Genomic DNA, 13,432 nt, shown 5'->3' with positions numbered 1-13,432 from the left:
TCAAATTACGTAACATCTGCAACACTTTATTCTAAACTCTTAATGCATAGCAGAATAACCCACATGAATATTTAGCGATATTTGATGAATAGTATTGCAAGCAATATTAATACTGGGTAATCTTGCATCTACTAAGAAAACACGGACGTTTAGTGAATAAAAATGCCAAGGAAATGGCTTTTTTACGTGTAGAAATTCGAGAACAATACCATGTCTAACAACACGAATACTGCTCAACCAGAGAAATCTAAAGGCAGCTTCTGGGTTTTCCTAATCCCATCATTGATTGGTTTATTCCTTTTCATGGCTCCAATTAGCTATCAAGGCGATCTCACCATCCCTGTTGCTATCCTAGCCAAGTCAATTCAAGCGATTTTCGGTGAATACCTAGTCTCTATCATCACTGCGATCGTCGCTTTCATGTCTGTAGCTTCAGTTTTAAGCACCATTTTCAAGCCTTCATTCATTACATCGAATTCATTTTTAAAAGGCCTTTTCAACCCTTCTCCACTATGGTTGGCGGTTCGTCTAATCGGTGGTGCAGCTGCATTCATGGCGTTCTTCCAAGTTGGCCCTGAGTTTATCTGGGAAGAGAACACCGGCGGCTTAGTACTAGAAGGTCTGCTCCCGACACTGTTCTCAGTGTTCATTTTTGCTGGTCTTTTACTCCCTCTTCTACTTAACTTTGGTTTGTTAGAGCTGTTTGGCACGCTATTAAGTAAAGTTATGCGCCCTATCTTCAACCTACCTGGTCGAAGTGCTATCGACTGTATGGCTTCTTGGTTGGGTGATGGCAGCGTTGGTATCCTACTGACAAGCAAACAGTACGAGAAGAAATTCTACACTCAGCGTGAAGCTGCAGTTGTGGGTACCACTTTCTCAGCAGTATCTATCACGTTCAGCCTTGTGGTTATTGCGCAAGTAGAGCTAGAGCACCTGTTCTTACCTTTCTACGCAGCAATCTGTCTAGCGGGTATTGTTGCAGCGGTAATCATTCCTCGCCTGCCACCTTTGAGCATGAAAAAAGACACTTTCATTGATGGCAGCAAGCCAGAGAAAGATGCAGATGCAATCCCTGCAGGTCACTCAACGTTTTCTTGGGGCCTTGAGCTAGCAGTAAAAAAAGCATCACAGGTTAAATCAGTTAAGTCTGTATTTGGCGAAGGCGTTCGTAACGCAGTAGACATGGTATTTGGTGTGCTACCTGTAGTTATGGGTCTTGGTACGATGGCGTTGGTCATTGCAGAGTACACTTCTGTGTTCTCATTCCTAGGTCAACCTTTCATTCCGTTCCTCGAGCTATTAGGCGTTCCTGAAGCGATTGCGGCATCAGAAACCATCGTGGTTGGTTTTGCAGACATGTTCATCCCAGCAATTCTTGCAGCGTCTATTGATAACGAAATGACTCGCTTTGTGATTTCAGCAATGTCGGTAACTCAGTTGATTTACATGTCTGAAGTAGGTGCTTTACTTCTAGGCAGTAAGATCCCTGTAAATATCGCAGAACTATTTATTATCTTTATTCTGCGTACATTAATTACACTTCCTGTTATTGCTGGCGTTGCTCATCTAATATTCTAATTTAGATATTGCATATGTAATTAAGTAAGCCGTTTAAATTAAAAAGTCCCACTTCACTTTGTGGGACTTTTTATTTGTACAAAATATAGACACAAGTTCACCTTATATTCAGATTCTTAGTTAATAGATATATCAGTTAATTTTATATCTTTTATCCACCCCTTTTTTCACATAGAAAACAAAGTGCATAATAGTGAGATTGATACATTTTTAACTTCACCTTAAAGTCCGAAACTTCTAACTCCTCAACTCATTGAAGCAATTAATAAAATTAACAAACATGTGATTTAGTGAATTTTGTATTGTTTAGGTTGTTGTATTTTTGTAGTCTATTTTGTGAATTTACATTCAAGTAAATTCCCATCCTGTCGATATATATAAGTACAAAAATACAATTAACTTTAGTCTTCGCAAAGCCTGTGAGAAGGGGAAAATTCAATGAAATTTAGCCATAAGGTGGTTGCTGCATCATCAGCCTTGCTGCTAGTGACAGTATCATTGCTTTCAATACAACAACTTTACACTGTGAGAAGTGCTGTACAGAACAACGTAAATGCGAGCCTAGAAGAGATGGTATCTGGTGTTAAGAACACCGTAGTATCAGAAATGAACGCTAAAAAAGCATTGGCGCAATCGACGACTGAAGTCATCGAAATTAAACCTCATGATCGCACCTACGTTAAATCCATTCTCGAAAAGCCAAAGCTTAAAAACAGCTTCCTAGCCGTTGGTTTTGGTTATGAAACTAACGGTTTCGTTATTGAGAATGATGACGCTTGGGAAGCGGGTCCAGATTACGACCCTCGAATTCGCCCTTGGTATATTGATGCTAAATCCAAAAACAGTTTAATAGTCACCGCTCCTTATGTGGACGCATCAAGCAAGAAGGTGATCATCTCAGTTGGTACTCCAGTTAAAGACAACGGCCGCTTCACAGCAGGTATGTTCTACGATATGGAACTAACTAACCTGGCGACATTGATCAACCAAGTAAACCTATTTGATGCAGGCTACCTATTCCTTGTGACTGCTGATGGTACAACGATCGCTCACCCGAACGCGAAAAACAACGGTGAAGTGCTTTCAAGCTACATGCCACAAGCAATCATTCGTGAGGGCTCTCAAGAGATCGAAGTCGATGGTAAGATGTTCCTAGTTAACTTCACACATATTCCAAGTGAAGATTGGTACATTGGTGCCATCCTTGATGAAGAGATCGCTTACCAAACGGTCGAAGACTTGAAACACAGCTCAATGATCTATTCTTTGATCGCTGTGGTTCTGAGTATCGTTGCACTAACGGTTCTGATTCGTGTGCTAATGCGTCCACTGGATGCTCTCAACGAAGCGATTCAAGACGTAGCGAGTGGTCAAGGTGACCTGACTAAGCGTCTAGATACCAACACAGACGAAGAGTTCTCTGACTTAGCAAAAGGCTTCAATACCTTTACTGAAAACCTACAAAATCAAATCATCCAATCAAAGGCGATTGGGGTGGAGATTAAGCGTGGCACTGAAATCACAGTAAGAGGTGCGGGCGAATCAGCAAGCGCTATGAACACGCAACTGCAAGAGTTGGAGCAGCTTGCGACCGCAATGAACGAGATGGCAGTAACGGCAACCGAAGTAGCAAATAATGCTCAAGGTGCAGCAGCTGCGGCTCGTGAAGCGGACGAGGCTACATTAGATGGCACATCGGTCGTAAGTGAAACCACACAAGCGATTGATCACCTATCAGAGCGTATCGACCAAGCCGTTGCTGAAGTACAAGTCCTAGAATCAGCAACAGCGAACATCGAAACGATTCTTAAGGTAATTAACGATATCGCGGACCAAACCAACCTATTGGCACTAAACGCAGCGATCGAGGCAGCGCGTGCAGGTGAATCTGGTCGTGGTTTTGCTGTCGTAGCAGATGAAGTTCGTACTCTGGCACAGCGTACTCAAGAATCGACAACTGAAATCCGTAACATGATTGAACAGCTTCAAGCCGGTGCAAATTCAGTATCGAACGCGATGAACCAAAGTAAAGACACAGCGACTGACGCCGTTGAACGAGCTCAGCAAGCCAACTCTTCACTAGACCGCATCCGTGATGCCATTCAACGCATTTCTGATATGAACATTCAGATTGCATCAGCGGCAGAAGAACAGAGCTTAGTGGCGGAAGAGATCAACAACAACACTGTTAAGATCAAAGACCTTTCAACACAAGTGTCTACTGCTGCTCAAGAAGCAAATGCGGCGATGCAGGTGCAAACCGACAACGTTCGCCAACAAGACGAACTACTGAACAAGTTCACGGTTTAGTCATCTTTTTCTCTTAGCAGCTAGATTCTTAGCTTCAATTCGAAAAGGCCCGCTTACTCACGCCAGTAAGCGGGCCTTTCTTTTAGTCTTTTCTTAAATGGGCCGATTAACGGTTCGCAGTTTCGGGGCCATTGGTTGTCAGCATCATGCATTGGTTGGATTCAACCTTGAGCGTTACTTTGCTATCAATGCAATCAATCACTTTGCCTGACAGCAAGTCCGTTACTGGTCCAGTCCAAGAGAGCGATGCCGTTTTGCTTCGCTTAGACTTATTGATCACTACAATGCCTTTATCTCCACGAACAAACACCATTAAGTCATCATTGGCTTCAACCACACGCATCGCTTCACCATGAACATGATTGTGGAATTGAATCATGCTTTTCATGTATGGCGCTTGCCAATCATTGAGCCAACGAGGCTGGCCTTTTTTATCCAGAATACCACTGGTGCTCAGCTCACTGTATATAAGTGGCACACCACCATCACGACCAAGAATGAAAGCGTGAGCAAGACGCTCATCAACTTCATCCATGATATGTTCCAAGAACACATCATTGTTTGGGATGTCATGGGTCACAGCAAAGGTAATGGCTCTCATGTTCGATAGAGCTTGGCCAAAGCAGTAAGGGTTGATCAAAGACTTAAAACTGCCCTGCTCTTCAAACGCTTTATAGATAGTATTAAACAGTGGAAAGTCGTAAGCACCTAAACGAGTGTGCTTTAGGTAGGGCTCGAGAAATAGTTGGTACTCTTCCTCCGTCGCACCACCATCAGTGATGATTTCACCAAAGATATGCATTGCTTCACAGATATCATCCGTCCACACTTTTCTTAGGTGTGACAGTGTCATGTGTTTTGCAGCATCGATACGAAAACCTTTCACACCCATCGCTTTTAGAGCTTTTAAATACGCTCGCTGCTGCGCGACCACATTGTCGTTGTCGAGCAGAGTTGGCAGGCCCGGATCACAGGCTCCTCCTGTGATCCGCCCGTTTTGAACTTCCCACGTATCTTTCCAGTTCTTGATGCCGAACGCTTCTACAAAGTCATTTTCATCAAAAAGTGGCTTAGACAGATCACCAAACAAACGAATTGATTCATAGTATTCAGGATCATTTTGATAAGACGTCAGATCCTGTGCGTTTGGATACGTTAAATCGCTGCGGATACTAGATTCATTCGCCATGTGGTTGAATACCACATCGACATAAGTACGAAGACCGTGCTGCTTTAGTGTCTTCACCATCGCAATAAAATCGATCGTATCACCGAGCTGGTTATCAATCATACGATAGTCTTGTGGTTGATAACGTTGCCACCACTGAGTTCGAGACGCTCGATCGCTATCTTTGGACGCGCGTAGTGATTTCATCGCAGGTGAAACTAAAACCGATTTATATCCCAACTCCTGAATCAGTGGGGCGTTCTTCATTACGTCAGCATAGCACCAGTCAAAAGCGTGCAAGATAACATCTGTCGCTGGATTGCTTAACATAGCTGAACTCTCCATGTCGTTCTCCTACCAAACTCGTTTACAGCTTTCTAGATAGGCTAAAGGCAAAGCTGTTTAAATGTCCTCAAGAATGGCATTTATTATATGAGTTACTCATTAAAACCCCTCCTCCTCTTACCAATTACTAACGGTGGATGATGAAGGGCGTAGCATTAATTATCGCATAGTACCCGGGATGAACACTCAGCCATAATCCAATTAAATTCATCAAAAAGTCACAAAAAAGGAGCGTATATACGCTCCTTTTATTCCATCTAATAATTATCTTACACTAGGTTCTATAAAGAACCTTAACCACGTGCCAACCAAATTTCGTTTTAACAAGATGTGGGACCAGCGTCTCGCCAGAGAAACAAACCTTATCAAACTGAGGCACCATCTGCCCCTGACGAAACTCACCTAAATCGCCGCCCTTTTTACCAGATGGGCAGGTTGAGTACTTCTTCGCTAGCGTCTGAAACTTAGCGCCTTTTTTAAGCTGCTTAATGATGTCTTCTGCTTGTTCTTTGTGCTTCACCAAAATATGAAGCGCTGCTGCTGTTCTTGCCATGATAACTCTCAATTTATTGCAGTCTGCTTGCCGACTTATTTCCTCGACAGCGAGTATTTAGCGTGATTTTAACCCAAGCGCTACCATTCTTCACTCAATAACCGAAAACAACCACCTTAAATCCCCTAAAAACCGTATAGTTACTTGCCGCGACTGTTATTTACCTTTAAATTATTCTTTACAAATTAAGCGTATAGTAAACAGGAGCCACTTATGGCCAAACCGATAAGTAAAGCGAGTCAGTCACAGGGAATGTTGATGTTCAAACTGTCCCTCACTCAAAGTTTTGCTATTGGCACGCTTAAGGTCAGGGAAATTGTTCCTTTTCAGCCAATGACCCAAATCCCCTATTCCCATCACCATGTGATTGGTACAGTGACCATCCGCGAGCTCACGGTTCCTGTCATTGATATGTCTGCCGCGATAGGCTTTCGTCCGATCACTCCAGCTGAGTACCAAGATTGTGTACTCATCGTGACGGATTGCTTGAGAACCGTAGTCGCATTTTTGGTTCGCTCAATAGATAAAATCATCGAATGTGATTGGAAGAGCATTGAATCGCCACCAGCAAGCGTAGGACGAAATGTGTTTGTGACAGGCATTACGCGCTTTGAAGATCGTATCGTACAAATGCTCGACGTAGAGTTACTGCTTTCCAAAATCTACCCTGATTACGAGAACTCACAAATCCCTATGCTGACGGACGTTGAACGAGAGCGTCTAAAAGCACTGAATATCTTATTAGTGGATGACTCTTTGATTGCGCGTAAGCAGCTGTCTGATGCTCTGGACAGTATCAACATTCCTTACAGTATTTGTAACAACGGATTAGATGCGATCGACCTGATGAGACGCCAAGCTAGCGTTGGTAATGCGGTCGACCTGTTGGTGAGTGATATTGAGATGCCAGGACTCGATGGCTATGAGCTTGCGTTTGAAGTACAAAATGACAGCGCACTGAGCCATGCTTACTGTATTTTGCACACTTCACTATCAAGCGAGATCTGTGTGGATCGTGCTAATCAAGTTGGTGCCCACGAAGCGCTTGAGAAATTCAATGCAGGTGAATTAATCGAAGCCATGCTGCGTGGCGCAAAAGCATTAGACGACGCCTCCACGAACGCTTAAACTCTATCTTAGGAGCTAAAGCATCATGCTTGATAGTTTAGCTTCTAAGGCTTTCATCGATTAATCAGAAAAGGAATAAACGTTCGTCTTTCTTTTTCGGCATAGAGCTTTTTGGCATAGAATAGCTCTTACTCACGAAATTGTGGTTCTAACTCTAGAGACATCACCAATCTAATTTGACAACAGAGTTCATCCGATAGAATCTCAAAATCACAGATAGGACTGTCTTCATAAATAAATGGATAACAGAACTCGTCCCAATCTCGACTCACTGGTTTCACGTAGCGACCCTTACACATCACTATTAATCAGACGCCAATATAGCAAAACCTTTAGTTGAGTCTGCTTTTATCATCTCAATGGCACTCAATTTCTTGGTTTACAGATGAAATAACAGAGGCAATCAAACGAAAAAAGCCCTCCGAAATGGAAGGCCTCTTAGTAATCCTTTAAATGGGATTACTCGTTCGATACTTTTTTGTGACCTTCTTGCAGGTGAACAAAGTCAACTAGGTCATCACCAGATACTTGGTATGCTTGACCAAAACCTTTAACGAACAGGCCGTTCTCTGCTTTCAAGTTGAATAAAGAGAAATCTTGAAGTTGGCTCAAGCCATCAATGATCTCGCCAAAGCGCTCTTGCATCTGGCCAATCACTTGAGTCCAAAGCTCAGTTTCACGCTCAACAACACTTGCTTGCGCATCAAACGTTAAACGCTTACGCGCGTACAGCTGCTTTGAGCTCTCTTCATCTTCAATCATCATCAAAGAAACTTGAGGGTTCGCTTTCAAATTACGAGCGTGACGAGCAATATCAGAAATTAGAACAAAGTAACCTTCTTGGTTTTGAACGAAAGGCGCGTAGCTCACGTTCGGGCGGCCCTCTTCATCAACCGTTGCCAGTTGAAGGGTACGGCGCTCTTGGCGAAACTCTTTAATTTCTGGACCTAGGCGACCTTGTAGACGTTCTTGTTTTACTTGTTGTTCCATGGGTAATTCCTTACTTCGCTTTCTCTGATTTATTATGTTTGCTCGAGGCTGAGCGACCCTAGTGGCGTTTCACAACGACCATTAATCTATATGGTCCTCGAGCATGAATGTTTTATTAACTGCTGCTGGCTTTTCTTAATCTTGTTCTTTTAGTGCTTTGAAGCGTTCTACTTGGTCGGCGATAAGCTCACGCTTTTCATTTCGGCCTAGGTAAATCTTGAAAATGTTCTCACCTGTTTCACTGAAGAAACCAAAGTAATGGCTTTCACGCCCCATGAACGCTTTGCTCACCAAACCGATGTGTTTGATATTGTCTAACTTAAGGTGACCGTGAAGCTCGCCATCTTTACCCATCAAATTGTAGTAACCACGCGCTACTTTACCTTTAGGGAACGACGCCTTTACTTCAAAGATAGAGCCAAATGAGTGCACGATCGTGGTAACTGGTCCCCAACCCACTAAGCCTTCCAAAATTTCTTGAGCACGGCTGCCATCTAGCATCACTGCCATGTCATTTGGAAAAGCAGCGACGACTTCAACCTCTGAAACGCCAAGCTTCTCTGCAATAGCGGTTGGCAGCAGTTTTGGTTCTTCTTCTAGGATGTGTGCGACACGTTGCTCTAGAGTTTCTGTTACTTCTAATGTTGTATCTGTCATTGGATATATTCCCTATAAAAAAGTAATTACGTATGTTAAAAAATGAAAATTCTATATTAAGCGTGCTTCAAACTCGCGTGTGGATGAACACCCGCTGCGGCTGCATTCGGAGCTGTGTTTGTAGCCTGATACTCGCCGTTAAGCACTTGAATAACACTCTGAGCTAGGCTTACTGCCCAAAAGCTGCCAGCGATAGTAAGACTCAGATAATCTTCTGAAAGCTCAACCAAACCATTCTGTTCCCAATGTTCGAATAGAAGTTTCAAGTAATCAAAGGTATCTTGTCCCATAAAACTTAGAAGTGTGCTTCTTCTAACCACACCAGAGTCAGAGCCGGCCTTTAATGTGAAAAACATCGGTTCCAAGGCACTCTGTTTAGTCATCATGGCAATTGGTAATTGACCTTGCTTAATAGACTCCATGTAGCTGTCTAAAGTTCGATGTTGCATCACACCATGCCCACCGATATTGCCACCGGCACATCAATCAATAGGCAAAACCTCGGCATAGGTTTTCGTTAAACTGTTGTAAATGCTGCGTTCACGGTTGTCGCGAGTCCAGTGATTGACGCTCAGCTACTTAACTTTGTGCTTAGCCATAAACTGAACGCCTGCTAAATACATGTTTGCCTTATCTGGCGTATTAGCCGGCGGTGGGATCCTCCCTTTCTCAACCAGATTAAGCATAGGAGCACTGCCTCCAACAATCAGTTGATAAAGGTCAATACCGTGTGTCCCCGTCGCCATGTAGTCTTCTAGATCTTGTTGGAACACATCCATCGATTGATACGACACTCCATATAGTAAATCGAGAACGACCGGTGCTTGCTCAGTGCGACTCAAAAAGCTGATACGTTCAAGAACCACTTCACGGTCATCTAAACGTTTCGCGCTGCGTCGTACTTTGGTGTTGAAACTCTGAATACCAAATGAGAAACGGTTGAAGCCGCCTTCAAGTGCACTATCGAACATGTCATCACCGAATCGGTTGATGCGCCCTTCTAGAGTAATTTCAACATCATTGGCGAGTGGGAAGTATTGGCGAACAGCCTTGCCTAGTAGCTCGACTTGTTTAAGCGACAAATCGGTTGGAGTTCCCCCACCGATATAAACGGCATGAAACAACCCAGACTGTGCCCATGGTGTTTTGGCTTTTTGCTTGAGCTCGACCATCAATTCATCGAGATACTCGTCTACCAATTTGCGACTTGCCGCATTTTGGAAAAAATTACAGAAAGTACAACGCACACGACAAAAAGGAATATGGATATACAAGCAACGTTTATCCTGTTTTTTCCCTTCACTCAGCATCAGTTCATCAAAGAGATCCAACTTCTTGCTCGGATCAACCGGAATTAAGCTTCCTCCGGCGTGTGCAGAGTGCTTTTTGGCAAACGCAAAACGAAGCAGTTCAGGGCTAGAAACGCCAAAGATCAATTCGTCAAGCTTATAAATATCAAGACTCATATAACCTATCTAAACACTTACATAGCAAAGCCTGGAAGACTATTCGCAAAAAACTGAGAGAATCATAAATAGCCGCAAATGATAATGCAATTGATAATTGATCTTATTTAGATTCTAAGCAATAATCCGGTACAGAATTTAGATTTGGTAAAGGATTGAAAGTGAACGTTCCTAGGTATGTTGTTGCAGGCGGTGCATCGTTAGTGATTCATGCGGCGCTATTGTTTGTCGCTCAAGAATCCAAAGTATTTGCGATGCCTGCAGGGAGCCAATCGAACACCGTATCGATCAACTTCACTCCGAAGAGCACACCTTCTCAAGCTCAACAAAAAACGGTCACTGAGTCCGTCGAACCAGAACCAATCAAAGAACCTGTTTCAAAGGCAGAACCTAAACCAGTCGAGCCAAAAGCTGTTGAGCCAAAACAGGCTAAACCAACACCGAAGAAAAAGGCGATCACCAATAAGCCACAGCCAAAAAAAGTCGAAAAGAAGATTGTTGAAAAGAAGCCGGTTCAAAAAAAGTCAGTTGCTGAAAAGAAGGTCGCTAAGAAAGGCCCCTCTGAGCCAAAAGCAAAGTCAAAACCTATGCCACAACTAGAAAAGTTAGCCGACAAGAAAGTCGATAACAATATGGGCGAGTCTGCCAACCAGCCTCAGGAAGTAAACCAAGGCCTATCAAACAAAGAGCCCGTATTAATCACGAAGCCATCCTTTTCTTCTCGCCCTACACCACCGAACTACCCTCGCCAAGCACGGCGTCGCGGTATCGAGGGTGTAGCAACTTACGAGATCTGGCTAGACGCTGAAGGTAAACAAGTTAAACAAGCATTAGTAAATTCATCAGGCGCACTGATGCTAGACAACGCCGCATTGGAAGCCATTAAACAATGGAAGTTCTCACCTCACACTGTCAACGGTCGAGCAATCGCTCACCGTGTACAAATACCTGTTCGTTTTAAGTTGGATTAATCATGCAACAAATCAGTTACTTACAAGATCAACTTGGCTTAATGACTTGGCCGCTTCTCATCTGTTCAGCACTAACGGCAATGATCATCGCTGAGCGAATCTTCCAAGTCATGCTCAGCATTGGTGTTGGCAAACGTGCGATTCGCCGCCAGCTAAACCAAATTTCACCAACTAATAGCCAAGAAATCGAAGCACTTGCTCATTCAATTTCAGGCAAAAGACCTTTGCTATACAAAGGTGTATCTATGCTGCTCGCTCACCACTCATTTGCAAAAGGGTTACGTGAAGATGCCGCTGGTATTTGGCTTCAAGAAAAACGCCACCAACTACACGCAGGATTAAGATTGTTGGGGTTGATCGGTGTTATTAGCCCACTTATCGGCCTACTCGGCACGGTACTAGGCCTTATCGAGATGTTTAAAGGTGTTGCAGCGACAACAGGCAGCATCACACCCAATGATTTGGCAGATGGGCTTGGTTTAGCAATGAGAACGACCGCTGCTGGCTTGATGATTGCTCTACCCGCTATCTCAGGTGCGCAACTGCTCGGGCTGTGGGCGGATCGAGTACTAGCGCAACTTGAACATACTCTGAATTACGTAAATGTGTGGCTAGAAGGCATGTCGATTCAAACGAACCAGCCTGGTGATGTAAATCATTCCTCTGCAAGCCAAGCCTCTGTGGGTAATGTGAGCCAAGCATGATTAAAACGCCAAACTCATCCCATACGCAAAGCCTAACGCCCGACTTAACGCCACTGCTCGACATCATTTTTATCGTAATGGTTTTTCTACTGCTTACAGCTTCAGTAAAGCTTGAGTCGCTTGAGATTGACCTACCAAGTTCGGACGTCAAAAACGTTTCAGAGGTACATAAAGATTCGATTAGCGTCAATATCTTAGACCATGAACCTCACTGGGCTATTAACAGAAAAGAGTACATTGATTGGGAAGATTTCAAGAAAGCGTTGCTCGAAGAGACAGGCTCAACGGATAAAAAGCCAATCATTATTGGGGCCGATAAAGCTGCCAACGTTGAGAACTTAGTGAAGCTGCTGTCGTTCCTTCAAGAAAACGGAATTCCTGCGACTCAATTACTCACTGACGATAGCTAGAGCTACTCGATAACTAGAAACAAACACGATAGTTAGAACAACACAATATTCAGAGGGCTTAGTCCTTAGTTACTAAGACCAAACAGCCGGAACCGAGACTCCCTATTGATTAGAAACTCATAATGCGAACGGACTGCTAACTGAGAACCTTCGCGATACAAAAGACAGTATAAAGACATTATTATGAACAACTTAAACGTGCTCAATAAATTAAAGACCCAGACTTCTCTCTTTTCATTGGCAGTAATGAGCTTGGCTCTTAGCGCACCAACCGCGATGGCTAACGACATTGAACAACCGCGAATCATCAGTGCTGGCAGCGCCGTTACAGAATTGGTTTTAGCGCTTGGCGCAGAAGAACAATTGGTTGGCATTGATGTGACCAGTCGTTTCCCTCAATCTGAAAAACTGCCAAAGATCGGCTACCACAGAAACCTATCTGCTGAAGGTTTGCTTGCTCTAGAGCCAACCATACTGATTGGCTCTGATGAGATGGGACCGGACAACGCGATCTCTCAACTAAAATCTGCGGGCGTCGATGTCGAAATCGTGAACACTGAAGCTAATGTAGAAGGGCTACTAAAACGTATCGACCAAATCGCAAAGATCACCCACACCGAAGCTCACTCACAGCAAGTCAAAGCCGAAGTGAATCAAAAGATTGCGGCACTTAAAGCGAATCAAGTACCAAGTAACCAAGCCAAGAAAGTATTGTTCCTATTGCTGCACGAAGGTCGCCCTGCCAACGTAGCGGGTGGTGAAACATCACCAAATGCGATCATTGAATTGGCTGGCGGTATCAACCCAGCAGCTCAAAGCCTTACATCTTACAAACCATTATCAATGGAATCGCTTGTCGAGATGCAACCTGATGTCATTTTAGTGAGTGGTCGTAGTTACCAAAAAATGGGCGGCGCTGATGCGATTCTTAAGTCGTTACCTATGTTAGAGGCAACCCCTGCAGGTATGAACAAGCAAATCATCACTGTAAATGGCAGCGCTTTAGTAGGCGGACTTGGTCTGGAAAGCCTTTCAGAAGCGAAACGACTAAACGCACTTATCTACCCGCTATAACTCGACTACCTATTCCAACTATTGCTGTAGTCTGGCTCCATCACCAATCCTTAGAACCATGTTGGTGATGAGCCT

General features: G+C 43.7%; 13 protein-coding genes. 7 read left to right on the top strand and 6 right to left on the bottom strand.

Features of this window, described 5'->3' with window-relative positions; translation table 11 throughout:
- The first annotated feature begins 210 nt into the window (after window positions 1-210).
- Together ACTRWI_RS02770 and ACTRWI_RS02765 are read left to right on the top strand one after the other, a co-directional pair.
- On the top strand, window positions 211-1,581 hold the full coding sequence (locus ACTRWI_RS02770) for a YjiH family protein (protein WP_499129168.1): 1,371 nt from the start codon (window positions 211-213) through the stop codon (window positions 1,579-1,581).
- Between the two features lie 438 nt (window positions 1,582-2,019).
- The gene (locus ACTRWI_RS02765; protein ID WP_499129166.1) at window positions 2,020-3,891 is read left to right on the top strand and encodes a methyl-accepting chemotaxis protein; all 1,872 of its coding nucleotides are present in this window, start codon (window positions 2,020-2,022) and stop codon (window positions 3,889-3,891) included.
- Between the two features lie 106 nt (window positions 3,892-3,997).
- Here the strand turns inward: ACTRWI_RS02765 and ACTRWI_RS02760 are convergent, their stop codons facing one another.
- Both ACTRWI_RS02760 and ppiC read right to left on the bottom strand, forming a co-directional pair.
- Window positions 3,998-5,404 carry an alpha-amylase family glycosyl hydrolase gene (locus ACTRWI_RS02760; protein ID WP_499129165.1) on the bottom strand — a complete coding sequence of 469 codons (1,407 nt, stop codon included), beginning with the start codon at window positions 5,402-5,404 and terminating at the stop codon, window positions 3,998-4,000.
- A gap of 274 nt (window positions 5,405-5,678) precedes the next feature.
- Window positions 5,679-5,957, bottom strand: coding sequence for a peptidylprolyl isomerase PpiC (gene ppiC, locus ACTRWI_RS02755; protein ID WP_103878670.1), 279 nt, complete (start codon window positions 5,955-5,957; stop codon window positions 5,679-5,681).
- Window positions 5,958-6,170: 213 nt separating this feature from the next.
- Between ppiC and ACTRWI_RS02750 the strand changes: the two genes are divergently transcribed.
- Complete coding sequence (locus ACTRWI_RS02750) at window positions 6,171-7,085, top strand: chemotaxis protein (RefSeq protein ID WP_499129163.1); 915 nt, start codon at window positions 6,171-6,173, stop codon at window positions 7,083-7,085.
- A 459-nt stretch (window positions 7,086-7,544) separates the two neighbouring features.
- Here the strand turns inward: ACTRWI_RS02750 and hutZ are convergent, their stop codons facing one another.
- The 4 genes from hutZ to ACTRWI_RS02730 form a co-directional block, all read right to left on the bottom strand.
- The gene (hutZ, locus tag ACTRWI_RS02745; protein ID WP_004731858.1) at window positions 7,545-8,075 is read right to left on the bottom strand and encodes a heme utilization protein HutZ; all 531 of its coding nucleotides are present in this window, start codon (window positions 8,073-8,075) and stop codon (window positions 7,545-7,547) included.
- A 135-nt stretch (window positions 8,076-8,210) separates the two neighbouring features.
- Window positions 8,211-8,732, bottom strand: a complete 522-nt coding sequence (hutX, locus tag ACTRWI_RS02740) for a heme utilization cystosolic carrier protein HutX (RefSeq protein ID WP_499129160.1) — start codon at window positions 8,730-8,732, stop codon at window positions 8,211-8,213.
- 56 nt (window positions 8,733-8,788) lie between these two features.
- Window positions 8,789-9,181 (bottom strand): hypothetical protein, encoded by a 393-nt coding sequence (locus tag ACTRWI_RS02735; protein WP_499129159.1) that lies wholly within the window; start codon window positions 9,179-9,181, stop codon window positions 8,789-8,791.
- A gap of 126 nt (window positions 9,182-9,307) precedes the next feature.
- Window positions 9,308-10,198 (bottom strand): radical SAM protein, encoded by an 891-nt coding sequence (locus ACTRWI_RS02730; protein WP_499129157.1) that lies wholly within the window; start codon window positions 10,196-10,198, stop codon window positions 9,308-9,310.
- A gap of 161 nt (window positions 10,199-10,359) precedes the next feature.
- On the opposite strand from ACTRWI_RS02730, the gene ACTRWI_RS02725 reads away from it, so the two are divergent.
- The 4 genes from ACTRWI_RS02725 (at window position 10,360) to ACTRWI_RS02710 (ending at window position 13,357) form a co-directional block, all read left to right on the top strand.
- On the top strand, window positions 10,360-11,169 hold the full coding sequence (locus tag ACTRWI_RS02725) for an energy transducer TonB (RefSeq protein WP_499129155.1): 810 nt from the start codon (window positions 10,360-10,362) through the stop codon (window positions 11,167-11,169).
- Between the two features lie 2 nt (window positions 11,170-11,171).
- On the top strand, window positions 11,172-11,873 hold the full coding sequence (locus ACTRWI_RS02720; protein WP_499129153.1) for a MotA/TolQ/ExbB proton channel family protein: 702 nt from the start codon (window positions 11,172-11,174) through the stop codon (window positions 11,871-11,873).
- Window positions 11,870-12,283 carry an ExbD/TolR family protein gene (locus ACTRWI_RS02715; RefSeq protein WP_499129152.1) on the top strand — a complete coding sequence of 138 codons (414 nt, stop codon included), beginning with the start codon at window positions 11,870-11,872 and terminating at the stop codon, window positions 12,281-12,283. The genes ACTRWI_RS02720 and ACTRWI_RS02715 overlap by 4 nt, the downstream gene beginning before the upstream one ends.
- 183 nt (window positions 12,284-12,466) lie before the next feature.
- On the top strand, window positions 12,467-13,357 hold the full coding sequence (locus tag ACTRWI_RS02710) for a heme/hemin ABC transporter substrate-binding protein (protein ID WP_499129151.1): 891 nt from the start codon (window positions 12,467-12,469) through the stop codon (window positions 13,355-13,357).
- Window positions 13,358-13,432: the final 75 nt, after the last annotated feature.

The organism is Pseudoalteromonas sp. G5_S1_14_S5 (genome assembly GCF_054968605.1).
The sequence above is the reverse complement of the archived record's forward strand: the minus strand, read 5'-3'. Positions and strand labels throughout refer to the sequence as shown.

What these genes read in the sequence shown, in the direction of transcription:
- ACTRWI_RS02710 (WP_499129151.1), top strand. Translation starts at nt 12,467, where the DNA reads ATGAACAACTTAAACGTGCTCAATAAATTAAAGACCCAGACTTCTCTC.
- ACTRWI_RS02770 (WP_499129168.1), top strand. Translation starts at nt 211, where the DNA reads ATGTCTAACAACACGAATACTGCTCAACCAGAGAAATCTAAAGGCAGC.
- ppiC (WP_103878670.1), bottom strand. Translation starts at nt 5,957, where the DNA reads ATGGCAAGAACAGCAGCAGCGCTTCATATTTTGGTGAAGCACAAAGAA.
- ACTRWI_RS02750 (WP_499129163.1), top strand. Translation starts at nt 6,171, where the DNA reads ATGGCCAAACCGATAAGTAAAGCGAGTCAGTCACAGGGAATGTTGATG.
- ACTRWI_RS02720 (WP_499129153.1), top strand. Translation starts at nt 11,172, where the DNA reads ATGCAACAAATCAGTTACTTACAAGATCAACTTGGCTTAATGACTTGG.
- ACTRWI_RS02730 (WP_499129157.1), bottom strand. Translation starts at nt 10,198, where the DNA reads ATGAGTCTTGATATTTATAAGCTTGACGAATTGATCTTTGGCGTTTCT.
- ACTRWI_RS02715 (WP_499129152.1), top strand. Translation starts at nt 11,870, where the DNA reads ATGATTAAAACGCCAAACTCATCCCATACGCAAAGCCTAACGCCCGAC.
- hutZ (WP_004731858.1), bottom strand. Translation starts at nt 8,075, where the DNA reads ATGGAACAACAAGTAAAACAAGAACGTCTACAAGGTCGCCTAGGTCCA.
- ACTRWI_RS02735 (WP_499129159.1), bottom strand. Translation starts at nt 9,181, where the DNA reads ATGCAACATCGAACTTTAGACAGCTACATGGAGTCTATTAAGCAAGGT.
- ACTRWI_RS02765 (WP_499129166.1), top strand. Translation starts at nt 2,020, where the DNA reads ATGAAATTTAGCCATAAGGTGGTTGCTGCATCATCAGCCTTGCTGCTA.
- hutX (WP_499129160.1), bottom strand. Translation starts at nt 8,732, where the DNA reads ATGACAGATACAACATTAGAAGTAACAGAAACTCTAGAGCAACGTGTC.
- ACTRWI_RS02760 (WP_499129165.1), bottom strand. Translation starts at nt 5,404, where the DNA reads ATGGAGAGTTCAGCTATGTTAAGCAATCCAGCGACAGATGTTATCTTG.